This window comes from Thiolinea disciformis DSM 14473 (assembly GCF_000371925.1).
Classification (GTDB): domain Bacteria; phylum Pseudomonadota; class Gammaproteobacteria; order Thiotrichales; family Thiotrichaceae; genus Thiolinea; species Thiolinea disciformis.
The window spans coordinates 1-25,608 of the sequence record NZ_AQVE01000006.1 but is presented as its reverse complement, the minus strand read 5'-3'; the positions used below and the strand labels follow the sequence as shown (position 1 = coordinate 25,608).

Below are 25,608 nucleotides of genomic sequence, written 5' to 3'. Positions count from 1 at the left end.
AAATTCTATCCGCTAAACGCACAAAGCCCGCAAGGGCGGGCTTTGTTACTGAATCATCTATTCATTAGAAACTTATTTAATTTTAGCTTCTTTGAATACAACGTGCTTACGCACCACTGGATCATACTTTTTGAACTCCAATTTATCTGGAGTAGTACGCTTATTCTTCGTAGTCGTGTAGAAATAACCTGTTTCAGCAGTAGAAACTAATTTGATTTTATCGCGTCCGCCTTTTTTAGCCATGATCTACGACTCCCATTAAACTTTTTCGCCGCGTTCACGCAGCTCGGCTAGAACGGATTCGATACCATTCTTGTCAATGATACGCATTCCTTTGGTAGAAACACGTAAGCTTACAAAGCGCTCTTCACTCTCAACCCAGAAACGGTGCGTGTGCAAGTTGGGCAGAAAACGACGCTTAGTCTTGTTATTGGCGTGCGAGACGTTATGACCCGACATCGGACGCTTACCGGTAACTTGGCATACACGAGCCATGAGACTTCTCCAAAACAGCGATTCAATACTAAAGGCGCGGGAGTTTAGCAAAAGTCACTTTGTCAAGCAATGGGAAGCTGAAATTTTTTGTGCAAACTCATACGGCTTACAAAACTCGTCTATAAATATCAGCCACTTTCAGCTCACAATCCAGCGTATAAATGAGCATTGTATCGCTAAGCGCGTGAAATTCAGAATAAACCCATGGTTGATCAGCTTGGCGGTAATAGTGCTCGATACGGCAATAATCCTGAGCAACTAGCAAATATTCGCGCAAGCTGGGAATCAGTTGATCATGAAAAAACTTCAAACCACGGTCATAGGCTTCCGTCGATGGGTATAGCACTTCGATAATCAACACCGGATTCAGCAATACTGTTGAATGCTCATCTTCAAAGTACTGATCGCCACAGGTTGCCACGACATCAGGGTAACTGTATTTACTAAGACTCTCGCTAAGCATGTGCACCTTCATATCACTTGCGTAAACGCTACAAGGTTTATCCAATAGCTGAGAACCGATGGCAACGACTAGATTGGAGGTAATTTGATTATGTGCACGGCTCGCCCCTGCCATAGCAAAGATTTCACCATTCAAGAATTCGCTTTTCTCGCTGGCAATTTGCTCTTGAGCTAAGTATTCATGAGCACTTAAACGGATTTGAGATTGAACTGACAACTTTTATCTCCTTCTCGTGCGACTAAAGCCCCTATAAGTACTTTTTCAGGATTGCCGCTTTTTTTGCTACTGCTTCATCTATGATGGTCTGCGCTGTTTGGATTTTTTCCTCTATGGCTGTGATTTCAGCAACAATAAGCTGTTGTTCTGATAGCGGTGGAACAGGAATCTTGATTGAGTCAAAAGTTCTTATGGTAATAGCATCAAATTTACTGCCATAGGCATTATTTAGCAGTTGATCGACTTGAGATCTTAATATGTATAATAGAAAGCCATTATCCGCTCCCTCCTTAACTCTAATGCCATAACAGGATTGATTAAATGCCATTGGCTTTCCTAATTGCGCAATTGCTCCAACTGTTCCCCTTGCCGAAATGATTAAATCGCCAGCATTTAATATTTTTGTACTACTATTTTCTAACCCAGCTTTAGTTATTTTCTTTTCAGCAGTGTAAACGTATCTCCTAGTTTGCTTAAAATCAGCAACAGATAGCCAAGGAATATCACCATTCCAGTACTCTTTTTTATTGGTATCGGGTGTTCCGCCACTAATAAAGTCACAAACGGTTGATAGTTTTTTCAGTGCTGTTTCATTGTCATCAATTAATTGCTTTATTTTTTTCTGTATTTCTTGCTCATCAGCTACTATTTCATTTTTTGCTTGCTTGCAGTTGTTATCTACTACCTCACACTCCTGTACAATCTGTTCTTGTATTGCAGGTGGTGGTACAGGAATCTTAATATCGCTGAATGTTCTGGTAGTGATAGAATCAAATTTGCTACCATAGGCATTACGCCTAAATTGCTCAACCTCTTGTTTCAAAACATAATAAAGAAAATCATTAGTAACCTCCCCTTTTGATCTTAAACCATAACAGGATTGGTTAAATGTCATAGGTTTGACAAGCTGGGCTAACGCTCCAACTGTACCACGAGCAGATATAATCAAGTCGTTAGCTTGCAGGTATTTTGCACTACTATTCTTAAGCCCTTCTTCAGAAATGGTTTTTTCTGTGGTCGTTACATAGCGTTCATCTGAATTAAAATCAACAACACTTAACCAAGGAATACCCCCATTCCAGTAAGTTGGATTTTTGGTATCTGGAGTACCACCACCAATAATTTCAATCAAGTCAGACAATTTCTTAATAGCCCATTGAGATTCAATAATATTTGCATTTTTTGGAGAAAGGCTAATTTGCTTGTTAAACTCAGTGCGACTGAAATCAAGCATATCCACCAAGCGATTAGATGTGACAAATGCTTGTAGATGCTCAGGAATCTCGAACGCCTCACCTAGAAAAGCTCGCTCAATGTAATAATTAATCTTAGCAGGATTGCGGGGATTACCTTCCTCATACAATGGGGTAAGGTGTTTACCAGCTGCATCGGTCATTAATTTGATACCCTCATTACCCTTGGCATTACTCCACTCATAACCCAAAAAGGCTTTAGCTTCCTTAGTATCGGATGGGCTTTTAACAATCACCACCTGAGTAGGATTAATACTGGCTAATACAAAATAATAGAGCTTTTCCTTCTCAATACCCTGAATATACGCGGTTAGCTTTTTGCGCATTTCAATGGCTTGATCTATCTCCTTTAAGTCTTTGTATGATTTTTGTTTCTTGCGCTGAACTGTGCTAGTCAAACCCTCAAAAGCTTTTTTGTATTCTGCAAAACCTTCAAGCTGCATCAATGCTTGATTAGCATCACCTTGAAGCAACGTTTTATAAGCCTCAAACTCGACAGTAATATGATTGCAGTACTGCTTAATAAAATGCTCATCCAAAAAAACCGTTTGGCGCTTTGCCTCATTAGCATCATCCGGCTTCGTAAACCACTGTTCAACGCGATTACGATAATGCTCAGCAGGTTGTGGCTCTGCTGCTTTCCGGCGCATAAACAAGGTGACGGTATTTGTACCTGTTTTACCAAATGTCCCCGAGCCAAATTCACAAATAGCAATAATATCGAAATACTTGAGTAAAATTTCCCGTGCTGTTGTGTAAGTAGAGTCAGCATTAGATAAAATAGAAGATGGAAAAATAATGCCCGCTACGCCATTACCAGCTAGCAGTTGTTTAGCCCGCTCAATAAAGAAGGTTTCAATAGAGTTATTGTTGGCAATATTTTGAACGGTTTGTGACAAGGTATAGCTGTCACGCTCCTCCTCAGTCAAAGTTTCCAAAAAGCCTTTAACGCTATAGGGTGGATTAGCAACCAATACATCATAGCTAGCTAATGGCGTTTCAGCCTGCTTTGACAAGGCGTCTGCATAGGTAATACTAATATTATCTTGCCCGTACATAAAGGCAGATACTTTGGCGACTTTGGACAAGCGATATTCCTTTTCTATCCCCTCAATAGCTTGGTAGAAGTTTTGAATATCGCCTTTCTGGTGTTTGCTCACATAAAGTTGCATTTGTGAAGCTAATTCATTCAAAAAATGTCCAGCACCACACGCATAATCAAGACAACGTGGTGGATGCTGGCTATCCTCAATGACCTTCTCTAGCGGCAAACAGGAAATAATGAAGCGGGTAATAGGCATAGGAGTAAAGAACTGCCCTTCACTTTGTTTGACGCCTTGATCAAGAAATATCTCGAACATATCGCCCAAGAACTGATTGCGGGTATCACCCTTAATGCGAGTATCCTCAAACAAACGCACTATATCGCGTAAAACAGCTGCATTCTGATAAAATAAGGCCTCATTATGCACTTCGATAAAAGCAAAATCGTTATTGGTAAAAAACTTAAGTTGTTTGAAATACTCTTTGATTTTATTTTTGGTGGCATCTTTATCGCCTAAAAATGCCCAGAATGCGTTGTCGATTTGTTCATTACCGATATAGGTAATTTCCTCCCCTAAGAAGCGGCGCATACCCTCTTTATAAAGTAACTGCATCCGATCCTGTAGATCAAAAGGCGAGTCATACGCAACACCTTTCCAATAAAACTTTAAGTCATCCGCGTTATTGGTTTCATCAACAATCTTGCATAGCAACAGATTGACCAACTTATCGAAGGCATTTTCACGCCCTGAAACATTATACTTTCTTAGGATGGTGGCAAAAGCATGGTGTTTACTTTGAGTGTCCTTGCTAGAAACCTGTTTCAGATCATGAACCGTGAATTTAGTTTTGCCAATTTCATAAGCAGGAATATCAGGTTCAAATAAGCCTTGAGTGGCATAGTCAAGTAGGTAAGTCTCTTTCCAAGCCCTATAACGATCATCTCGGTCTTTAGCTACACGATAACTCAAAGGGTTTTGATGTTTGCGCTCTTCTAATAGTTTTTCATTATCTTGTAAGGTAATAATATGACTTTCATATACAACACAATCATCTAACCAGTCAGCTGTGTACAAACACAAGAATTGAGTATTGCTTTCTTGCTGTGCATAACCAAATAATTGATCACCATCCTCTAGGGTCTTCTTCCAGTGCTTGTTGAACTCACTGCCTGCATTTTTGCATTCAATAATTAACAAGGATTTGCCTGTATTATCCCGCACTAAAATATCAGCACGTCCGCCACTTGCACCATGACCTAGCTTCCATTTAGGTTCTAGCTCAATGTGCTCAGGCTTATAGCCTTTATCCAGCAAGCGACAAACACACTCAAACACGACAAAGTTTTCATTAGCAGAAAAATTACAGGTTTGGCGTTCGTTGATTTGTAAGCCTTTATCTTCAGGGTAAATTAAAACCTCTTTTGTAAAGTCAACAATCATACGTGCATCAAATGCTGGAAAATGCTTAGACAGCTGCTCATTCTGGCTCTCAAAGCCAAGCACTTCTAGAACCTGTTTAAAGTTAGTTTGATTAATCACTAGGAAATCCCAAAAACACTCAAGAAGCCTAAAACGATCAACTTAGGGCGGTGACGGAGTTTAAATCGACACCTAATCTAACATAAGGCAAAGCAAAGCAGCAGAGCTGCCCTGATAAGTCTATGAGTGGAATAATTTCTATGGCATGTCAGCGGGGCGAAAAGAAAGATAAGCAATAAAGATACTAAGGTTGTTCGCAAGTTATTTTCTTGGAAACGATGCCTCTCTGAAGGCCTATAAAACAGCCTAATACTTCATTCTTCAAAAGCAACACCCTCATACACCATTCCGACTGGCAGAGCAAATTTGATAGAATTTAAGGTAAGCGTATCTTCTTGACCGAAGTGCTCAGCTTTCCAGTGATTGTCTCGGCGGAATAAGGATAAATGCTGCCGATCCTGCTCGACGATCAGATACTCTTGCACACTTTCAAGCGTTTGATAAGCGAGGAACTTCTCACGCAGATCGGTACGACGAGTGCTGTCAGATAATATCTCCACAATAATAGTGGGTTGTTCTAGGTAGCGCGGATGTTGGTCATCCGGCCTACAAGCAACCATTAAGTCAGGATAATAACCAATATCCTCTTGAGCGATATTCATATGCAATAGCATATCTGACATAAATGGTCGGCAAGGTGTTCCACGCAAATGATTGAATAAGTGTGCAGACAAGTTCATCGTAATGATGTTGTGACTACGACTTGCACTCGCCATCGCATGAATTTCCCCGCCGATATATTCATGCTTAGTTTCACTACTTTGTTCTAGCGCCAAAAAATCAACAAAAGACAAATAACGATTTTGTGGTGCAGTGCGCTCCATATTGTCTCCGTTCTTTCCTTTAAGAAAATAAAGTTTAGCGTAGTTTGAATGATTCACCTAAGCTCATCTTTAATAGTGAAAAACGCTTAAAATAAAAAAATTATGAGCTAGGAAACCTTGGCAAATCAGGAACCTCTGGCATTCGCTGCTTTACCCATTCATGAAACTTCAGTGCTAATTCGGGAACCAGTACATTACTCGGTGTGTGTAAATAAATGTAGGGTTTAAGACCAGCTTGTAGCCAGCGAACCGTTTGAGCTGCCCAAGGCTCTAGCCAGCGCTGATTTTCTTCCAACACCGGATGACCGATATAACGCAGCATCGGTTGCTGGTCTGTCACATCTAACTGTACGGGTAAGCGTGGCTTTTTACGCTGTGCCTCTTGCGTGGCCTGATCCACAGGAGCGGCTGAATGCACTGGGCGGCTATCGAAAATGACACGATCGACCGCATGTTTTTTCACGACTTCATTTAACGCGGCTCTCACCTCAGGATTAATAAAAAAATCTGGATGACGCACCTCCACGGCATACCCATAAGTTTTCGGTAAGATTTCCAAAAACTCGTCTAAGCGATTCAACAGGCTCGGGGTAAACGAGGCGGGCAGTTGCACCATAAAATTATTCAGCTTTTGCCCCAAGGGCGACATGCGTTTTAGGAAGGCTTCAGTGTCCAGCGCTACATCTTGCAATTTCTTGTCATGGGTGATTTCGCGTGGGAATTTAAAACTAAAGCGAAAATAATCCGGTGTGGCTTCAGTCCAACGCGCTACATTGGTTTCTGACGGGGTGGCATAAAAAGTGGTGTTGCCTTCAACGGCGTTAAAAAACTGGGAGTATTCGCTAAGAAAATCGCCTGCTTTCGTTTTAGGAGGATAAAAACGCCCTTTCCATTCGGGAACCGACCAAAGGGGTGCGCCGAGATAGTACGGAAAATCTTGCATATAACCCTCCATTTTCCATGAAAAAACCCGCTCTCACGAACGGGTTTCATCAGCGCACGAAGCCTTATCGTTTAACCGATTTGCACTTCAATTTTACGCGGTTGAGCGTGCGCCGCTTTAGGGATTTTTAAGGTAACCACCCCATCCTTTTGAGTCGCTTCAATTTTGCTGGTATCCAGTTCGCGACTCAAGGTAAAAGCGCGCTTATAACGCGCTAAATTTACCTCAGCGTGTGTGGCTTCCATGCCTTCGGGGAAAGGTAGCGCAATCTCACCTTCCAAGGTTAAGGTATCGCTTTCCACGTTTACAATCACATCTTCTTTAGGAACGCCCGGCATTTCTGCGGTCAAGGTAAAACCCCAATCGCCTTCCACAATCGTTACCAAAGGGCGTAGTACCGGACGATTCTCTGCGTCTTTTTTGGTTACTGACTTTTCTTGATTAATATTAACAGCTGTCATGGTTTTATCTCCTAGTCGCGACTGATTTAGTGAATCTCGATACGCTTGGGTTGCGCTTCTTCACGACGCTGAATCGAAATATGCAATACACCATTCTTACAATTAGCACTTACCTTGGTCGCATCGGCATCATCCGGTAGCGTGATCACCCGCTTAAACTTGCCGGAAAAACGCTCTTGTGCATAAATCGTCGCTTTCTCCTGCTCATTCGGTAAATCCAACTGGCGCTCACCTTGCACTGTCAGCAGGTTTTTATCGATTTGTATATCCAAAGTTTTAGGATCAACGCCCGGCACAAAGGCATAGACTTCAACCGATTGTGGTGTCGAACCTAAATTAATCGCCGGAAACGTGCCGCGTGCAACAGGGCGAATATTGGAGGTTAAGTTGCGTTGAAACAAACGCTCTAACTGCTCCAGCTCGTTAATAAAACTTTCATTAAAATTAAAACCGTACATTGAGGAAACCTCCCGTTTTATCTATGTTTCTTGGTTTCAGTGTTTCGATGTTCCCATGAATAAGGGCGGCTAAAGCGCTCTTCAAGAGCCAACAATAAAAAACTTGACAAAAATTATTATTATCATTTTTTGCGTCAGCAAGGCTTGTGATTTGCTAATTCGCCCCCATGTCTGGCTTATCTTTGAGTGATGATAGACTTAACAACCCTCGGCGCTGTCATCCAACTCTCTGCAGTTTGGTAAGGAGTTTTACGTGGAATATAAAGATTATTACAAGATTTTAGGGGTAGAGCGCAGTGCCTCCAATGACGATATTCGTAAAGCTTATCGCAAGCTGGCTAGCAAATATCACCCTGATGTCAGCAAAGAAAAAGACGCGGAAGCCCGTTTCAAAGAAATCGGTGAGGCGTATGAGGTGCTACGTGACGAAGAAAAACGCGCAGCTTATGATCAGTTAGGCAGCAATTGGAAAGCGGGACAAGATTTCCGTCCACCACCGGGCTGGAATGGCGGGGGCTTCAATAACTTTGAGTTTCGTAGTGGCGGGCCACAAGGCGGATTCGGTTTTGGCGCTAATAATGCTGACATGGGTGACTTTAGCGATTTCTTCACGTCGCTATTTGGTCATCGCCCAGATGGATTTGGTGGCAATCAAGGCGGATTTCACCAGCAACGCTCAACACGCGGCCAAGATCAGCAAGTCAAAATTCAAATTGATGTGGAGGACAGCATCAATGGCGCAAAGCGCACGATAAACTTACATACCCCTGAAGGTGAACGCAGTCTCACGGTGAATATACCGAAAGGCGTAAAAGCAGGACAGCGTATCCGTTTGAGCGGGCAAGGCTCGAATGGAGGTGACTTATTTTTAGAAATCGAATTTGCACCGCATCGTTTCTATAAAGTGGATGAACGTGATTTATCGATTCAAGTGCCTGTTACGCCTTGGGAAGCAGCCTTGGGTACCACGGTTAAACTACCCATGCCCGATGGAAGCCAAGTGGATTTAAAAATTCCACCGGATGCGCGCGCTGGGCGGAAAATGCGCTTAAAAGGAAAAGGGATTCCGGGGACTAATAATCAAGCTGCCGGTGATTTATACGCGATTGTCGAGATCGTAACGCCACCCGCTGATAGCGAAAAGGCTAAACAATTCTACCAAACCATGGCCGAAACCTTGCCCTTTAATCCGCGTAGTCATTGGTAAATAGACTATCTTCTCTTAGGGTGGTTTTCGCTTAAAACCGCCCCTTACTTGCTTCTAGTAAATGCTATATACTACCGCACCGCTTTAAGCGTTTGGCTCATACGGAAGTTCTAAGTAATGTCAAAAATTTCTGACACTAGACCGTTTAGAACGTTTTGCGCCAAGCAAATAAGATAAAGCTAACGGTCGGCAGAGCCACACTCCTGCTGGCAAATGAGCACAAAGGCTTCACCCAAAATCAAGCGGTGGTGTTGTCGGCAGGTTATTGTATTTAAACGAGATTTTAAACCATGACGGATTTAAGCAAATACCGCAATATCGGTATCTTCGCGCACGTTGACGCAGGTAAAACCACAACGACCGAACGTATTTTGAAACTTACCGGAAAAATTCACAAGATCGGTGAAGTTCACGAAGGTGAGTCCACCATGGACTTCATGGAGCAGGAAGCTGAGCGCGGTATTACCATTCAATCCGCTGCAACCACTGCTTATTGGAAAGACCATCGCTTCAATATTATCGATACGCCTGGGCACGTTGACTTCACGATTGAAGTTTATCGCTCCTTAAAAGTATTAGACGGCGGTATCGGTGTATTCTGCGGTTCTGGCGGTGTTGAGCCACAATCAGAAACTAACTGGCGTTATGCGAACGACTCTAAAGTTTCACGCTTAATTTACGTCAATAAATTAGACCGTATTGGTGCAGATTTTTATCGCGTTGTTAAACAAGTTGAAGACATCTTAGCCGCTAAGCCTTTAGTAATGGCGCTGCCAATTGGCTTTGAAGATAGCTTCGTGGGTGTTATTGACTTATTAACCCGCAAAGCATGGGTATGGGATGAGTCTGGCGATCCATTAAAGTACACCATTCAAGATGTGCCTGAAGATATGAAGGCCAAGGTGGAAGAATGGCGCGAAAAACTTATCGAAACGGCGGTTGAGCAAGATGATGAGTTAATGGAAATGTATTTGGGCGGCGAAGAGCCTGCTATTGAAGACATTAAGCGTTGTATCCGCAAAGGTACAATCGCCATGGACTTCTTCCCCACTTACCCAGGCTCTTCATTCAAGAACAAGGGTGTTCAATTGGTATTGGACGGGGTAGTCGATTATTTACCGAATCCAACCGAAGTTCAGCCACAACCTGAAACGGATATCGAAGGTGTTGAGACCGGTGAATTCGCGATTGTTGATCCAAGCCGCCCCTTACGCGCGCTCGTATTCAAGATTATGGATGACCGTTTCGGTGCGCTAAACTTCGTGCGTATCTACTCAGGCACCTTGAAGAAAGGTGACACGGTCATGAATACCTATACCGGTAAGTCAGAACGTGTGGGTCGTATGGTGGAAATGCACGCCAATGACCGTACTGAAATCGAATCGGCGCAAGCGGGCGATATCGTTGCCTTAATCGGTTTGAAAAACGTTCAAACCGGTCATACTTTGGCCGATCCAGACAATCCTGCAACACTGGAACCGATGGTATTCCCAGATCCTGTTATCTCGATTGCGATTGCACCAAAGAACAAGGGCGCTGCTGAGAAATTAGGTATTGCACTGAACAAGATGGTTCAGGAAGACCCTTCATTCCGTGTTGAAACCGACCAAGAAACCAATGAAACTATCCTGAAAGGGATGGGTGAATTGCACTTAGATATTAAAGTCGACATTTTACGTCGTACACATGGTATCGAAGTCGAAGTGGGTAAACCGCAAGTGGCTTATCGTGAATCGATCACGCAAGCCGTTGAAGATAGCTTCACGCACAAAAAGCAATCTGGTGGTTCTGGTCAATACGGTAAGATCGACTACACCATTCAGCCTAACGAACCCGGCGCTGGTTATGCGTTTGAATCCGTGGTCGTGGGTGGTAACGTGCCTCGTGAATTCTGGCCTGCGATTGACAAAGGCTTTAAAGAAAGCATGAATAAGGGTGTGTTAGCTGGTTACCCAGTGGTTGACGTAAAAGTCACCTTACGTGACGGTGCCTTCCACGCGGTCGACTCTTCTGCTATTGCGTTCGAAATTGCGGCAAAAGGCGGTTATCGCCAAACTATGCAAAAAGCTGGCCCGCAAATTCTTGAACCGATCATGAAAGTTGACGTATTCACCCCTGAAGATCACGTGGGTGATGTTATTGGTGATTTGAACCGTCGTCGTGCCATGATCAAATCACAAGATACCGCACCGATTGGTGTTCGTATTAAGGCGGAAGCACCATTGTCCGAAATGTTCGGTTACATCAATACCTTACGTACAATGACCTCCGGTCGTGGCCAGTTCTCCATGGAGTTCTCGCACTACTCACCTTGTCCGAAAAACGTATCTGAAACGGTTATTAAAGAAGCCGCAGAACGTAAGAAAGCACAAGAAGCTGCTCGTTAATTTAACTAGCCTTCAGCAAAAGCCCTGTTGCACAGCAATAGGGCTTTTTTTCGGCTATGCCTTTTCGCAAAAGCTACTATAAACCTAAAGACAGCTCGTCTGAATACGACTGCAATTCATCGAAAATGTCACTATCATAAACAATACAGGCTGCTGTATATAATTTACTTTTGACGAATCTTTCGGAAAAGGTGTTGTGGATGAATAAGCATAATCGCATTAGCGCTTACTTCGACCTACTGCCCGATCAGGTAGTACAGGAACAAATGAAAGTATTGCTAAGCTATGGCGTTGTTTATTTTTGGATGCAAGTGCTTTCAGGAACACTGCTAACGGCCATTTTATGGTTTAGCCAACCCATTAGTCGTTGGACGATGGGTATTTGGTATCTAAGTGTGGTCGCTATTAGCGCCCTACGCTGGCTGCAAAGTGGCAAAATTTTCACTGAAAATCCTTTAACACCTGAACGCCTCCATCAATTAACACAAAACTACCTTTTACACACTACCCTCTTAAATGCGTTGTGGGGCTTATCCAGCATTCTATTCTATGTACCCGAAACCACTAATCTCGCTTTACATATCGTACTCCTAAGCCTAATTGCGGTCTCCATTTTTCCACTTATCGTTTTATCACGTAATGCTTTACACGCTCAAATTGCGGCCGTGTTTATTCCCATGATTTTGGTGCTATTCACGCAAGATAATCTTTCTTTTAATTTATTAGCGATTAGCCTCGGGGTTTTAGCAGGTCTTATGGCTCTTAGTGGGCATGTCTTGTTTGCTACACTTAGCACCTTACACCACGCACAAATCCGCCTACTGGATCAGATGAACACCGATCCTCTGACCCAAGTCGCCAATCGTCGTTATTTTGAACAAGTCTTTAAGCTTGAATGGCGCCGTGCTGCACGCAATGCCGAGCCACTCTCTTTATTAATGATTGATGTTGATCATTTCAAAAGTTTTAATGATCAATTCGGGCATCAAGCAGGTGATAAATGCTTGAAATTGATTGCGCGCAATTTGCAAAGTCTTGCGAAACGCGCCTCCGATGTGGTAGCACGTCATGGTGGGGAAGAATTTGTGATTCTGCTACCGAATACGACCTTAGAGGATGCCCTCAATGTCGCGGAAAGCTTACGCGCCCATATTGAGAAACAGCCTCTTAGTCTCGATCCCAAAGGCCATAAGCCCATTACTATCAGTATTGGTGTGTCATCCTGCGTACCCAGTACGATGCGCACCGATGAATTAGCTAACCAAAGCGCTGAACGCGAAGTCATATTCCCAGCGATGCTGTTACGTGCTGCTGATCAAGCACTTTATCACGCTAAACACCGTGGTCGTAATCAAGTTGCTCACGAGGCTTGTGGCTTAGATGACAGCGATTTGGAAGAGCACGAGCCTGCCCTAGGACAAGCGGCTTAAGCCATTAACTTTAGGCTAGCAATTCGCTATAATAATAGGTTTGATTAGCGAATTCGTTAGGTTATTCCATGCTGCCCCCTGCTCCCTTGACTGGCTTACGTCAACAATTATCTGCCACGATGGGTGCAGAACGCTTTCGGTTGCGCCGTAGTTTGCAACAGTTGGAACGTCAACCGGATGCCGAACGCCAAGCACGTTTAGAAACAGCGATTAAGTCCTCATTAGAGCGACGCGCCACGCGTTTAAAAAATTTACCTAAACCGGAATATCCTGAAGACTTACCCGTCGCACAACGTCGCGAAGAAATTATCGCTGCCATAAAAAAACACCAAGTGGTCGTCATTTGTGGTGAAACAGGCTCGGGTAAAACTACACAGCTCCCTAAAATGTGTTTGGAAGCAGGTCGTGGGGTTGATGGTTATATTGGACACACGCAGCCGCGCCGTATTGCTGCACGAAGTGTTGCAGATCGTATTGCTGAGGAACTAAAAACCCCGCTGGGGCAGCAGGTAGGTTATAAAGTTCGTTTCACTGATAAAACACATAAAGATAGCTATATTAAATTAATGACCGATGGGATTTTGCTGGCGGAAATTCAGCAGGATCGCTATCTGAATGATTATGACACACTGATTATCGATGAGGCACACGAGCGCAGCCTCAATATTGATTTCCTGCTCGGCTATTTGAAATGGCTTTTGCCGAAACGCCACGATCTCAAAATTATTATTACCTCAGCAACGATTGACTCGCAGCGCTTTTCTAAACATTTTGATGGCGCTCCGATTATTGAAGTGTCGGGGCGTACTTATCCGGTGGAGTTACGTTATCGGCCATTAGTGGATATTGAAGGCGAAGACGAGCGCGATCTGACCGATGCCATCTTAGACGCCGTGGATGAATTGAGTTTGGAAGGTTCGGGCGATGTTCTAGTGTTTCTCCCTGGGGAGCGCGAAATTCGTGAGGCTGCAGAGGCGTTGCGCAAACACCATCCGCCCTCCACCGAAATTTTACCTTTATATGCACGCCTTTCCGCCGAAGAACAACATAAAATTTTTGAACCCCATGGACGGCGGCGTATTGTCTTAGCCACCAATGTCGCGGAAACCTCATTGACCGTACCAGGTATTAAGTACGTAGTGGATAGCGGTTTAGCCCGTATTTCGCGTTATTCGTGGCGTGCAGGCGTGCAGCGTTTGCCCATTGAAAAAATAGCACAAGCATCAGCCAATCAACGTTCAGGGCGCTGCGGACGCGTCTCCTCAGGCATCGCTATTCGCTTGTATAGTGAGGACGATTACAACAACCGCCCTGCTTTCACTGAGCCTGAAATACTGCGCACCAACCTCGCTTCAGTCATCCTGCAAATGGAAACCATGAAACTAGGCGAGATTGAAAAATTTCCGTTTGTCGAAGCACCGGACACCCGCTTGATTCGGGATGGCTATAAATTGCTGTTTGAAGTAGGCGCGGTAGATGCGGACTATAATTTATTGCCGCTAGGCCATACACTGGCCAAACTTCCCGTCGACCCGCGCTTGGGTAAAATGATTGTCACGGCAGAAAAAGAAGGCGCTTTAAAAGAAGTACTCATCATTGCAGCCGCCTTGGCCATTCAAGATCCACGCGAACGTCCCATGGACAAACAGCAGGCCGCTGATGAAAAACATGCCCGTTTTAAAGCCGAAGATTCGGACTTTTTAAGCCTCCTCAAACTGTGGCAATATTTCCACGAACAGCGCCAGCACCTATCCAAGAACCAATTCCGAAAATCGTGCAAAACCGACTTTTTATCGTGGACGCGCTTACAAGAATGGCATGATATTCACCAACAAATTCGCTCTACTTTGCTCGAAACGGGCATTAAAGAAAATGAAAAAGAAGCCGACTATAGTGGGATTCATCGCAGTTTATTGTCAGGCTTATTGGGGAATATTGGTTTAAAAGACGAAAATCTGGAATATCAAGGCGCCAATGGACGCAAATTCCTTATTTTCCCCGCCTCCAATTTGCGTAAGAAAGCACCACAATGGGTCATGGCCGCCGAATTAGTCGAAACTAGCAAGCTTTATGCGCGGACGGCTGCCAAAATTCAGCCCGAATGGATTGAAGAATTGGCGCAACATCTAATTAAGCGTCATTACACCGAACCTCATTGGGAGGAAAAGCCCGCGAATGTTGCCGCTTTCGAGCGCACTTCTTTATACGGCATCACCATTACGCCTAAGCGCAGTGTCAGTTATGGGCGGATTGATCCAGTTTTAAGCCGCGAGATTTTTATTCGTCATGCGTTGGTGTATGGCGAATATAAAACTAATGCGCCCTTTTTCCGCCATAACGCGGATTTGGTAGCCGATATTGAGCATCTCGAAGCCAAAGGACGCCGCCGCGATATTCTGGTCGATGAGCAATTATTATTTGATTTCTTCGAGCCGCGTATTGGCAAAGAGGTAGTTAATGGACACTCCTTCGAGCGTTGGCGCAAATATGCCGAGCAAAAAAATCCCAAACTACTCTTCCTAAGCCGTGATGATTTAATGCAGCGTGATGCACGTTTAGAACAAAGCGGGCAATACCCTGATACGATTAGCGTGCAAGGCATCACACTCACATTGCGCTACCATTTCGAACCAAATGCAGAAGACGATGGTGTGACAGTGAGCACTCCATTGTTGGCACTCAATCAACTCTCGCCGATTCGTTTTGACTATCTTGTCCCAGGCTTATTGGAAGAAAAAGTCACCGCTTTGATTCGTGGCCTACCCAAGCACATTCGCAAGCAATTCGTACCCGCTCCTGATTATGCACGTGCGTGTATGGAGGCTTTGACGCCCAGTGAAACCTTGCCTTTAACAGAAGCATTAGCCAAACATTTGCTGAAAATGAGCGGCACACACATTGAGCCAGAACATTGGGAAAATATTGAGCTACCCTTGCATCTACAAATGCGTTTTGAGGTATTGGACGAGCAAGGCAAGGTGGTACATACAGGGCGTGATTGGAACACCTTGCGCGGCAAAGTGACCGAGCAAGCACGCCAAGAATTGAAGCGCCAACCAGTTACCCGATTAGAAAAACAAGGTTTAGTCCGTTGGGATTTTGGCGATTTGCCGAACACACATCAAATTGAATTAGGTGGTGTACGCTTGCATACGTGGCCTGCCTTAATCGATCAAGGCCATGGTGTTGATATTCGTCTTTTCGATAATGAAATGGAGGCGCAAGCGGCGCAGCGTTTGGGTGTATTGCGTTTATTATTACTGGCATTACCTAGTGAATTACGCGATTTACCGCGACACGTCCCGAATATGCAACAACTGTGTTTGCATTATGCGGCTACGGGAAAATGTGAAGAATTAAAAGAAAGCATTGCACGCTATGCGGTGCGCCAAGCTTTTAAAGATTATTTATCCATACGTCAACAAAGTCAGTTCGAACAGACGTTATTGCTCGCTAAGAAAAATATTTATACGCAAGCGCAAGAGTTAATCCGCTTATTAGCACCATCCTTAGCATCTTACCATGATATTCGTAAGCAATTAAAAGGCAAAATGCCCAGTGCATGGCAAAGCGCTTTGGAAGATATTAATGATCAGCTTGATCATTTAGTTTATGTCGGCTTTTTAGAAAATTATGAGCCAGAAGAATTGCGCCATCTGCCACGCTATTTAAAAGGTATTCAACGCCGCTTGGAAAAACTCAAAGAAGCGCCGACCAAAGATCAAACACTTTATCTGCAAGTCAAACCGTTTTGGGAACAATATAAAACCCGCAGCAAGGCTTTGGGTAAATTCACTGAGCCCCAGACATTGGAAAATTTGCGCGAATATCGCTGGATGATCGAGGAATTTCGTGTTTCATTGTTTGCACAAGAATTAGGAACGGCTAAGCCTGTATCGGCCAAACGATTAGAGAAGTACTAACACTTCATTGCCTGAGCCTTTTACTAAAGCTTCTCGTTGATACCTTAAAAAGGAAGGCGCTAAAAAAGGCAGCCCTAGTTAGAACTGCCCTGAAAAAATCCCTTGAATGCACTTAAGTCGCTTAACTAATGCGCTCTTCCGTTTTGGGATCGAATAATACAGCCTGTTGCATGTTGAAAGTGACGGGTGCATTTTGTTTCGCAATCGCGCCACAATTAGCACGCATCCGCCCTACGGTATCTTGACCGTTTAATTCCATCCGCGCATAGATATCCGCTCCCGTTGGCTCAACGACATCAATCAACACATCGGCTTGATGTAGTAATTTGCTCGTAGCCTCCGCACTCCCTGGGTCGGTGATTGCCTCTGGACGTAAACCTAAAATCACCTCTTTACCCTGCCACGCGTTATAAGCGGCATTTTCCGCCAACGGTAAAAATAATTCTTGGCCTGACTTAAGCTTAACGCTAGCCGTTAATTTACCGTCTTGCATCACTAATTTGGATGGGATCAAGTTCATGGAAGGTGAACCCATAAAGCTAGCCACGAACATATTCGCAGGTGCGTTGTAAACCTCATCCGGCGAACCTAATTGTTGTAACACACCCGCTTTCATGATCGCAATTTTGGTTGCTAAGGTCATCGCTTCGATTTGGTCGTGAGTGACATAAACAATGGTTGAACCTAGGCGTTGATGGAGTTTCTTGATTTCCGTGCGCATATCCACGCGCAACTTGGCATCCAAGTTAGATAGCGGCTCGTCGAATAAAAAGATTTTCGGCTCACGCACCAAGGCGCGCCCCATCGCAACACGCTGACGTTGACCGCCGGAGAGTTGCGAGGGCTTACGCTTCAACAGCGGTTGAATTTGGAGCATTTGCGATACATCTGCCACCCGCTTATCAATCTCAGCCTTAGGCATTTTGCGCATTTCCAAACCAAAGGAAATATTTTTTTCCACGCTCATATTCGGATAGAGCGCATACGACTGAAACACCATCGCGATATCGCGCTGCGACGGGTGAACATCATTCATTACTTTTCCATCAATTAATAGCTCGCCGGAAGTGATCGTGTCTAAACCTGCAATCATGTTTAGCAGCGTTGATTTACCACAACCCGAGGGGCCTACCAACACGAGGAAATCGCCGCTATTAATACCAATATTAATCCCTTTGAGGATATGTGCTGCACCATATGACTTGCGCACATCACGAATTTCTAATGATGACATACTTATCCCTTACCCTTTCACGGAGCCAGCCATTAAGCCGCGCACAAAATAGCGTCCCGCGACGATATACACTAATAAAGTTGGTAATGCCGCAAACATAGCTGCCGCCATATCCACGTTATATTCCTTAACACCAGTGGAACTATTCACCAAGTTATTCAGAGCCACAGTCATTGGTGCACCTTCACCTGCTGCAAAAGAAGCACCGAACAAGAAGTCGTTCCAGACATTGGTGAACTGCCAAATAATAGTCACGACAATAATCGGGCCTGAGCTGGGTAATAAAATCCGCCAGAAAATCCCCAAGAAGCTTGCGCCGTCGATCATGGCTGCCTTGACTAATTCAGTGGGAAAGGCTTCGTAATAATTGCGGAAGAACAGCGTGGTAAAACCCAAACCATAAACCACATGCACAAAAATCAAACCAGCGGTTGTTCCTGCCAAACCAAAGAAACCTAATACTTGTGACATAGGAATCAAAACAATTTGAAAAGGAATAAAGCAACCAAATAGCATTAAACCAAACACCCATTTGTGACCGGGGAAACGCCATTTGGTTAGCACATAGCCATTTAATGCACCCATCAAAGTTGAGAGTAACACTGCAGGAACGACCATCTTGATCGAGTTCCAGAAATAGCCTTTGATGCCTTCACAGGTTAAGCCTACACAGGCATTCCCCCATGCTTTAACCCAAGGCTCGGTAGTCCACTCGGAGGGAAACGCGAGAATGTTGCCTAGACGAATTTCATCCAAAGTTTTAAAACTGGTCACCAGCATGACAAAAAGTGGCAACAAATAGAAAATCGCAAAAACAATCAAAGTAACATAAAGCACCACACGCCATGGGGACACACCCTGTTTAGTGCCAACGATAGTACTATTCATGGCGCGCCTCCCGTGTTTCAGCATACAAGTAAGGGACAATAATGGCTGCAATCGTCATTAACATAATCATGGCCGACGCAGCACCCACGCCCATTTGATTACGCGTAAACGTATAGGAATACATGAAAGTAGCAGGCACTTCGGTCGCATTCCCTGGACCACCACCCGTTAAAGCCACCACCAAGTCGTAAGCTTTAATCGCCATGTGCGCCAATACTACAAACGCACTAAGAAACACAGCACGCAATTGTGGAATAATAATTCGCCAATAAGTCTGGAAGGTCGAAGCGCCATCCAATTGGGCGGCCTTTAATTGCTCCTCATCCACGCCACGTAAACCGGCTAAAAACATCGCCATTACAAAGCCAGAGCTTTGCCACACACCTGCAATAACAACCGTGTAAATTGCCATATCAGGATTAATGAGCCAATCGAATTTGAAGCTAGCCCAACCCCAATCGTGCATCGTTTTTTCTAAGCCCAAACCAGGATTTAAAAACCATTTCCAGGCGGTACCAGTAACGACGAAAGATAAGGCCATGGGGTAAAGATAAATGGGACGTAAAAAACCTTCGCCACGAATTTTTTGATCTAACAGAATGGCGAGGAATAAACCTAATGCGCCACAAATCACAATATAAAGAATACCGAAGATGGCTAGATTATCGAGCGCTACCTGCCAGTTGAGGGTTTTCCACAATTTTCTATAATTGTCTAAGCCGACAAAGTCTAAATTGGGTAGCATTTTCGATTTGCTAACCGAAATATAGCCGGTATAAATAATGAAGCCATAAACAAATACTAGCGTAATGGCAAAAGACGGGGCTAATACTAAACGCGGTAGGAACTGACGTAGCCAGTCGCCACCTGATCGGACAGTCGTGGTAGACATAAGCCTTTCCTGCAAGAGACTGTGGTAAGAAAACCGGCTCACCACTGCAAGCCGGTCGGTATAGCTTGTGGGTATAGCGTGAAGCTATTATTCCTTAGCGCCTTCTACTGCAGCCGCTAATTGCTTAACTGCATCATCGGCAGAAACATCACTGTTGAAGTGCTTAGTCACTACGTCATAGATCGCATTCTTAACCGCTGCTGGAGCAGCATAGCCATGGGCCATCGACCCTAATAAAGTACCGCCTTTAGAAGCCTCAGCAAGATCTTTCATACCTTTCTTACCGCACGCATCAAACTCTGCGTCCGAGACATCGGTACGTGCTGGCACTGAGCCTTTTACCAAATTGAAAGCAATTTGGAATTTTGGATCCATGACATCTTTCGCCATGAGGTTTTGTGCTTCGGTTTGATCATCTTTCACTTTAAACATGACGAACTGATCAGCATTGAAGGTTACGTTGCCTTGGGTACCAGGAAAGCGATAGCATAAAAAGTCGGTGTCCGGCACTTTCTTCGCGTTCAAAAACTCACCTTTTGCCCAGTCACCCATCACTTGTAGGGCAGCCTTACCCTCAATCACCATACCTGCCGCTAAGTTCCAATCACGTCCAGAAAAATTGGCGTCCGCATAACTACGCAATTTCTTCATGCGGTCAAACGTCTTTTTCATATTGTCGGAGGTCAAAGCATCTTTATCCAAGTCGATAAAGGCTTTCTTATAAAACTCTGGGCCGCCGGTTGATAAAGCAACCGCTTCGAACAAAGTAGCTTCCTGCCAAGGTTGACCACCAATCGCTAAAGGCGTAATACCCTTTTCTTTTGCTTTGTCTAAGATACTAATCAGAGCATCAAAATCTTTAGGTGCTTCAGTCACACCCAAATCGTCCATGACCTTTTTGTTTGCCCACACCCAGTTGGTTGAATGCACATTTACAGGCGATGCTACCCAATGACCTTCATAACGCGAAAAGGCTTGTAAAGCTTCAGGAACCACTTTTTCCCAGCCTTCTTTGGTGGCTAAATCATCTAAATTCGCTGTTGCACCTTCTTTGGCCCAATCACGAATATCAAAACCCAACATTTGTACCGCAGTAGGTGGATTCCCCGCTTGTACACGTGAACGCAATACCGTCATGGCTTTTTCACCACCACCACCGGCGACTGGCATATCTTTCCAAGACACGCCCTGTCCTTCTAACATTTCTTTCAAAACCCCCAAGGCTTTTGCTTCACCGCCCGCAGTCCACCAGTGTAATACCTCGACCTCACCGACTTTTTTAACGCTCGCTGCGGCATCTTTTGGTTTAGTATCTTCTGCGGCTACGGTACCTGCTAAAGCCATCGCAAGTGCTGAAGCAATAAACGTTGTTTTCAAAACACGAATTGTCATGGTTTTACTCCAAAGGTTACACAAACTGCTGCGGTGCGCCGCAGGATTCACGGATTATTAATCGTGCCGGCACAACCCGACGCACGACAGGTGCTTGCCTATCATGTTGATAAACACGCAATAAATTCATCGCCTCAATCGCATATTGGTTTGCCTCAACCCTAACGGTGGTTAAAGCAGGATGTGTAATATGCGAATCCTCCAAATCATCAAAACCTACTACGGCTAAATCTTTGCCGATTTGAATACCCATTTCGCGTGCCATACTAAACACGCCATAAGCCACCAAGTCCGAAAAACAGAAGACAGCACTAATCCTTGAGTCATAAGCTAAAACAGTCTTTAAGCCATCACGGCCTGCTTGGCGACTTTGGGGTATAGGGCAAATATATTGTGCAGGCACTCGAATTCCAGCCTCATTAAGGGCTGTCATATAACCAGCTAAACGCTCTTGATAATCCGAAATTTCTTCACTACCGCCGACAAAGGCAATTTTCTGATGACCCAATTGGATCAAATGTTTCACCGCCTCATAAGCACCTTGACGATTATCTGCGATCACCACCGGAAGCTGGCTAAAACTAACTTCACGCATAATCTGCACTAAAGGAAAGCCACTACTCCAAATACGCTCTAACCAAGTGCGATCAGTATAGGGGGCTGGGCATAAGATAAAGCCGCCCACCTTATGCTCCATGTATAATTGCACTAAACGCTCTTGTTTCTCGCAGAGATCGCTACTACTAGCAAACATCAGCACTAAATTCTGCTGAAAACACACCTTCTCGATTTGGCTTAACACTTCGCCTGAATAAGGAGTATTGAGTTCATTCACAATCACACCAATCAGGTCATTGCGTTGAGCCTGGCGCAAAGCAGCGGCTTTACGGTTATAGACATAACCGGTCGATTCAATGGCTGCTAAAACCTGATCGCGTGTTTTGGCACTCACACTAGAGCGCCCTTGCAAAACTAAGGAAACGGTTGACTTAGAAACACCTGCTGCGCGTGCTACATCATGTAAGGTAGCTTGTTTATTTAACAGTGGAATTGGAACGTTCCAGTTAGCCACATCGCGCATAAAGGCAACTCTCTCCTCATTGATCTAATAAAGATAATTTAATCTGATAATCTTTGTCAATTGGAACGTTCCAAAATCCGTTAACTTTTCTAAAAAAATTGGAACGTTCTAATACACTCCACCAAATATCCTCTGAGCTTTGCAAATTGCTGCTGCGGTGCTTTACACTTTGAGACCTTTAAAAGATGACTTATTTTTTAACATCAAACCACATGGATACCATATCAGGAGGATAACCATGATTCGATCAAAACCTTATGGGTGGGGATTGCTAGCAAGCTTAGTCTGGCTAGGAACGACAATAACTGCTTCAGCTTCCGATCAAATGGTAAGTTTAGATGCAAAAATCAATAATGCTGCTCGACCTGTAACTTTAAAGCTCGAAAAAGGCACTTATGAAGTAACACCTGTTCAAGGGAAATTCGCTGCTTGGAGTGTTTGGTCAACCACCAATTGTACCCGCAAACGGGGTTGTGAACGCACACAACCGACACGCTTTACTGGTATGCATAACAACTATTATATTGCCTCCACCCAATTAGCTTCGGTGACGGTCGATAAAAAGGCGATTCCTATCGTCAATAAGATGCCTGCCGAGCGCAATACCAGCTATTTTTTAGTGCTCCCTACGATTAACGCTTATGAAGTGGCGAGCAATATAATTTACCCTGATGAACAAACTGCCCTTGCCTCAGCACAAGTGTCAAGCTTTACTCTGGCTAACCCTGCTGATGTTCAGTTTGCTTTATTTGATAACAGTCGTGTCAGTGATAATCGTGGCGGCATGACCTTACAGATCCATAAAATTGAACCCTAAATTTCACTAGCGAGTGCTTCCCAACACTCGCCTAGTAATATTTAAGCTTTTTTCACCGCAGTTTCTAAACTTTTTAAGCTTTTGAGCACTTTAGCTTGTTTAGGCGCTTGAGAACTGACTCGATTCAGTGACTTAATTAAGGCTTGAATAGGCTTCAAAGTGTCTTTGGCATCTTTGAAATAATTCGGTTGTGATTTTAATTCGCTATGAATGAAATCCAATACCTCTTTCAACTCAATTAAACTTTGATTGACATACTTGCCTGCGGGGAAACGTCTTAAATACTCACCCCGCGTCAGGCTTTCACGATGCAAGTTGCAACTAATATCCCCCTCACATTCACCACCTAAGGACGCCTGAGAGGCTTGCCAAGCTAGCTCATCACCTGCTTGGGTTTTGGCATATTTATCAGCCAAATGCCAATAGTACTTAACCGGAATAAGCCAACGCCCTGAAATTTCGTCATCAAATAAGTCGAAGGATTTACGATACTGCGCTAACCAATCTGTGTAGGCTTTATCACTACGCCTCGAATCATTCATGATACTGTTCGAACTTATAGTGTTTAACGTCTCTTGAAGAGCAAGTAAACGCAACAATTCCATTTCCGCTTTAATAGCCGTATTTTTAATATTTGGAATGGTTTTGTCGATGAAGCGATACAGATCCGCTTGATCGAGAAAACTTATACCCGTTTTTTGTAAGCGCTGCTTAGCCAGCTGAAGCCACAGTTGTTCCTCTTGCCCGACAGGGGCTTCGACCAGATAATTTCCTGCTACCCAACCCTGCGGTTGTTTAAGTGCATACCAATAAGCGGAGGTAGAATCAACAGGCAACTTCTCGTGAGTCCGTTGGATGGCAGTCACCTGATCGCCCAAATTAAGACGTGCTTTTTCAGCACTAGCTGTATTTGGCGCAGCTCGCACACGAACACCAGATGCAGTAACGAAATAGGTTGCTTGGATAGTTTGGGATTTAACAGTGGTGTCAGCTAAACTTGGAAAAGTAAGCAGTAGAACAACGGGAATAAACAATCGCGATAGATAATAGTGGCGCATAACTTTTCCCTCAATTAATCATTTGTTATGAGAGAAAGTGTAGCCTAAGAAAAGTTAAGAGCGGAATGAGACTAAGACTATAAATAAAAAAGCCCATCCAGTTGAGTGGACAGGCTTATAAGGGGTGCTTGGCATTGACCTACTCTCACATGGGGAAACCCCACACTACCATCGGCGATGACGCGTTTCACTTCTGAGTTCGAGATGGGATCAGGTGGTTCCACGTCTCTATGGATGCCAAGCAAACTGGTAAGGCACTGACGAAGGTTGGATAACCGCCGTCGCCTAATCTGGAAAAGCGTCTAGTAAGCACTGCCTACTACACTCACAAGGGATCTGAGTCACAATCTCATTCAGACCGCTAAGGGTTATAGAATCAAGCCTCACGGGCAATTAGTACGGGTTAGCTACATACATTACTGCACTTCCACATCCCGCCTATCAACGTTGTAGTCTCCAACAGCCCTTTAGAGAGGTCTAGCCTCTAGAGAGTTCTCATCTTGGGAGGGGCTTCCCGCTTAGATGCTTTCAGCGGTTATCCCGTCCGCACATAGCTACCCTGCAATGCCACTGGCGTGACAACAGGAACACCAGAGGTGCGTCCACTCCGGTCCTCTCGTACTAGGAGCAGCTTCCCTCAAAACTCTAACGCCCACGACAGATAGGGACCGAACTGTCTCACGACGTTCTGAACCCAGCTCGCGTACCACTTTAAATGGCGAACAGCCATACCCTTGGGACCTGCTTCAGCCCCAGGATGTGATGAGCCGACATCGAGGTGCCAAACTCCCCCGTCGATATGGACTCTTGGGAGGAATCAGCCTGTTATCCCCGGCGTACCTTTTATCCGTTGAGCGATGGCCCTTCCATGCAGAGCCACCGGATCACTAAGACCTGCTTTCGCACCTGCTCGACGTGTTTGTCTCGCAGTCAAGCTCGCTTATGCCTTTACACAAACCTCCCGATTTCCGACCGGGATTAGCGAACCTTCGCGCTCCTCCGTTACTCTTTGGGAGGAGACCGCCCCAGTCAAACTACCCACCATGCACTGTCCCTGATACTGTTATATCGAGGTTAGAACTCCAAACATACCAGGGTGGTATTTCAAGGTTGGCTCCACCATGACTGGCGTCACGGCTTCAAAGCCTCCCACCTATCCTACACAAGCAGGTTCAAAGTTCAGTGCAAAGCTATAGTAAAGGTGCACGGGGTCTTTCCGTCTTGCCGCGGGTACACTGCATCTTCACAGCGATTTCAATTTCACTGAGTCTCGGATGGAGACAGTGCCGCCATCATTACGCCATTCGTGCAGGTCGGAACTTACCCGACAAGGAATTTCGCTACCTTAGGACCGTTATAGTTACGGCCGCCGTTTACCGGGGCTTCGATCAAGAGCTTCGCTTGCGCTGACCCCATCAATTAACCTTCCGGCACCGGGCAGGCGTCACACCCTATACGTCCACTTTCGTGTTTGCAGAGTGCTGTGTTTTTGATAAACAGTTGCAGCGGCCTGGTCTCTGCGGCCTCCATGGGCTTTAACACCCTCAGAGGCGTACCTTCTCCCGAAGTTACGGTACCATTTTGCCTAGTTCCTTCATCCG

Annotated in this window: 19 protein-coding genes and 2 rRNA genes; 5 read left to right on the top strand and 16 right to left on the bottom strand. The window is 44.7% G+C overall.

Annotation, left to right across the window (positions count from 1 at the left end):
- Positions 1-72: 72 nt before the first annotated feature.
- The 8 genes from rpmG to A3IE_RS0106180 all read right to left on the bottom strand — a co-directional run bounded on the left by rpmG (position 73) and on the right by A3IE_RS0106180 (position 7,698).
- On the bottom strand, positions 73-243 hold the full coding sequence (gene rpmG / locus A3IE_RS0106215) for a 50S ribosomal protein L33 (protein ID WP_020394738.1): 171 nt from the start codon (positions 241-243) through the stop codon (positions 73-75).
- Positions 244-258: 15 nt separating this feature from the next.
- Positions 259-495 carry a 50S ribosomal protein L28 gene (gene rpmB, locus A3IE_RS0106210; RefSeq protein ID WP_020394737.1) on the bottom strand — a complete coding sequence of 79 codons (237 nt, stop codon included), beginning with the start codon at positions 493-495 and terminating at the stop codon, positions 259-261.
- 106 nt (positions 496-601) lie between these two features.
- Entirely contained in the window at positions 602-1,174 is a 573-nt protein-coding gene (locus A3IE_RS0106205) for a Uma2 family endonuclease (RefSeq protein WP_020394736.1), read from the bottom strand.
- Between the two features lie 31 nt (positions 1,175-1,205).
- The gene (locus A3IE_RS0106200) at positions 1,206-5,012 is read right to left on the bottom strand and encodes a restriction endonuclease subunit S (protein ID WP_020394735.1); all 3,807 of its coding nucleotides are present in this window, start codon (positions 5,010-5,012) and stop codon (positions 1,206-1,208) included.
- 254 nt (positions 5,013-5,266) lie between these two features.
- Positions 5,267-5,836, bottom strand: coding sequence for a Uma2 family endonuclease (locus A3IE_RS0106195; RefSeq protein ID WP_020394734.1), 570 nt, complete (start codon positions 5,834-5,836; stop codon positions 5,267-5,269).
- 100 nt (positions 5,837-5,936) lie between these two features.
- Positions 5,937-6,779, bottom strand: coding sequence for a DUF72 domain-containing protein (locus A3IE_RS0106190; RefSeq protein WP_020394733.1), 843 nt, complete (start codon positions 6,777-6,779; stop codon positions 5,937-5,939).
- Positions 6,780-6,850: 71 nt separating this feature from the next.
- Positions 6,851-7,240 (bottom strand): Hsp20/alpha crystallin family protein, encoded by a 390-nt coding sequence (locus A3IE_RS0106185; protein ID WP_020394732.1) that lies wholly within the window; start codon positions 7,238-7,240, stop codon positions 6,851-6,853.
- Positions 7,241-7,266: 26 nt separating this feature from the next.
- A complete protein-coding gene (locus tag A3IE_RS0106180) occupies positions 7,267-7,698 on the bottom strand; it encodes an Hsp20/alpha crystallin family protein (protein WP_020394731.1) in 432 nt (143 codons plus the stop codon).
- Between the two features lie 253 nt (positions 7,699-7,951).
- Here A3IE_RS0106180 and A3IE_RS0106175 point away from each other — a divergent pair, with 253 nt between their 5' ends.
- The 4 genes from A3IE_RS0106175 to hrpA all read left to right on the top strand — a co-directional run bounded on the left by A3IE_RS0106175 (position 7,952) and on the right by hrpA (position 16,645).
- Positions 7,952-8,905 (top strand): DnaJ C-terminal domain-containing protein, encoded by a 954-nt coding sequence (locus A3IE_RS0106175; RefSeq protein WP_020394730.1) that lies wholly within the window; start codon positions 7,952-7,954, stop codon positions 8,903-8,905.
- A gap of 290 nt (positions 8,906-9,195) precedes the next feature.
- Positions 9,196-11,292: an elongation factor G gene (gene fusA, locus A3IE_RS0106170; RefSeq protein WP_020394729.1), complete on the top strand. Its 2,097-nt coding sequence runs from the start codon at positions 9,196-9,198 to the stop codon at positions 11,290-11,292.
- Between the two features lie 200 nt (positions 11,293-11,492).
- Positions 11,493-12,722: a GGDEF domain-containing protein gene (locus A3IE_RS21935; protein WP_020394728.1), complete on the top strand. Its 1,230-nt coding sequence runs from the start codon at positions 11,493-11,495 to the stop codon at positions 12,720-12,722.
- A gap of 68 nt (positions 12,723-12,790) precedes the next feature.
- Positions 12,791-16,645, top strand: a complete 3,855-nt coding sequence (hrpA, locus tag A3IE_RS0106160; protein ID WP_020394727.1) for an ATP-dependent RNA helicase HrpA — start codon at positions 12,791-12,793, stop codon at positions 16,643-16,645.
- 121 nt (positions 16,646-16,766) lie between these two features.
- Here the strand turns inward: hrpA and A3IE_RS0106155 are convergent, their stop codons facing one another.
- From A3IE_RS0106155 to A3IE_RS0106135, 5 genes are all read right to left on the bottom strand, one after another.
- Positions 16,767-17,879 (bottom strand): ABC transporter ATP-binding protein, encoded by a 1,113-nt coding sequence (locus tag A3IE_RS0106155; RefSeq protein ID WP_020394726.1) that lies wholly within the window; start codon positions 17,877-17,879, stop codon positions 16,767-16,769.
- Between the two features lie 9 nt (positions 17,880-17,888).
- Positions 17,889-18,767, bottom strand: a complete 879-nt coding sequence (locus A3IE_RS0106150) for a carbohydrate ABC transporter permease (RefSeq protein WP_020394725.1) — start codon at positions 18,765-18,767, stop codon at positions 17,889-17,891.
- Positions 18,760-19,659, bottom strand: coding sequence for a carbohydrate ABC transporter permease (locus tag A3IE_RS0106145; protein WP_020394724.1), 900 nt, complete (start codon positions 19,657-19,659; stop codon positions 18,760-18,762). The genes A3IE_RS0106150 and A3IE_RS0106145 overlap by 8 nt, the downstream gene beginning before the upstream one ends.
- Positions 19,660-19,746: 87 nt before the next feature.
- Positions 19,747-21,051 carry an ABC transporter substrate-binding protein gene (locus tag A3IE_RS0106140; RefSeq protein WP_020394723.1) on the bottom strand — a complete coding sequence of 435 codons (1,305 nt, stop codon included), beginning with the start codon at positions 21,049-21,051 and terminating at the stop codon, positions 19,747-19,749.
- A 16-nt stretch (positions 21,052-21,067) separates the two neighbouring features.
- Positions 21,068-22,132 (bottom strand): LacI family DNA-binding transcriptional regulator, encoded by a 1,065-nt coding sequence (locus tag A3IE_RS0106135; RefSeq protein ID WP_020394722.1) that lies wholly within the window; start codon positions 22,130-22,132, stop codon positions 21,068-21,070.
- 238 nt (positions 22,133-22,370) lie between these two features.
- Here A3IE_RS0106135 and A3IE_RS0106130 point away from each other — a divergent pair, with 238 nt between their 5' ends.
- On the top strand, positions 22,371-22,949 hold the full coding sequence (locus A3IE_RS0106130; protein ID WP_020394721.1) for a hypothetical protein: 579 nt from the start codon (positions 22,371-22,373) through the stop codon (positions 22,947-22,949).
- A 41-nt stretch (positions 22,950-22,990) separates the two neighbouring features.
- Here the strand turns inward: A3IE_RS0106130 and A3IE_RS0106125 are convergent, their stop codons facing one another.
- The 3 genes from A3IE_RS0106125 to A3IE_RS0106115 all read right to left on the bottom strand — a co-directional run.
- Positions 22,991-24,007 carry an SH3 domain-containing protein gene (locus A3IE_RS0106125; protein ID WP_020394720.1) on the bottom strand — a complete coding sequence of 339 codons (1,017 nt, stop codon included), beginning with the start codon at positions 24,005-24,007 and terminating at the stop codon, positions 22,991-22,993.
- Positions 24,008-24,133: 126 nt separating this feature from the next.
- A 5S ribosomal RNA gene (gene rrf / locus A3IE_RS0106120) occupies positions 24,134-24,249 on the bottom strand.
- Between the two features lie 130 nt (positions 24,250-24,379).
- Positions 24,380-25,608 (bottom strand): 23S ribosomal RNA (locus A3IE_RS0106115); the annotation flags it as partial.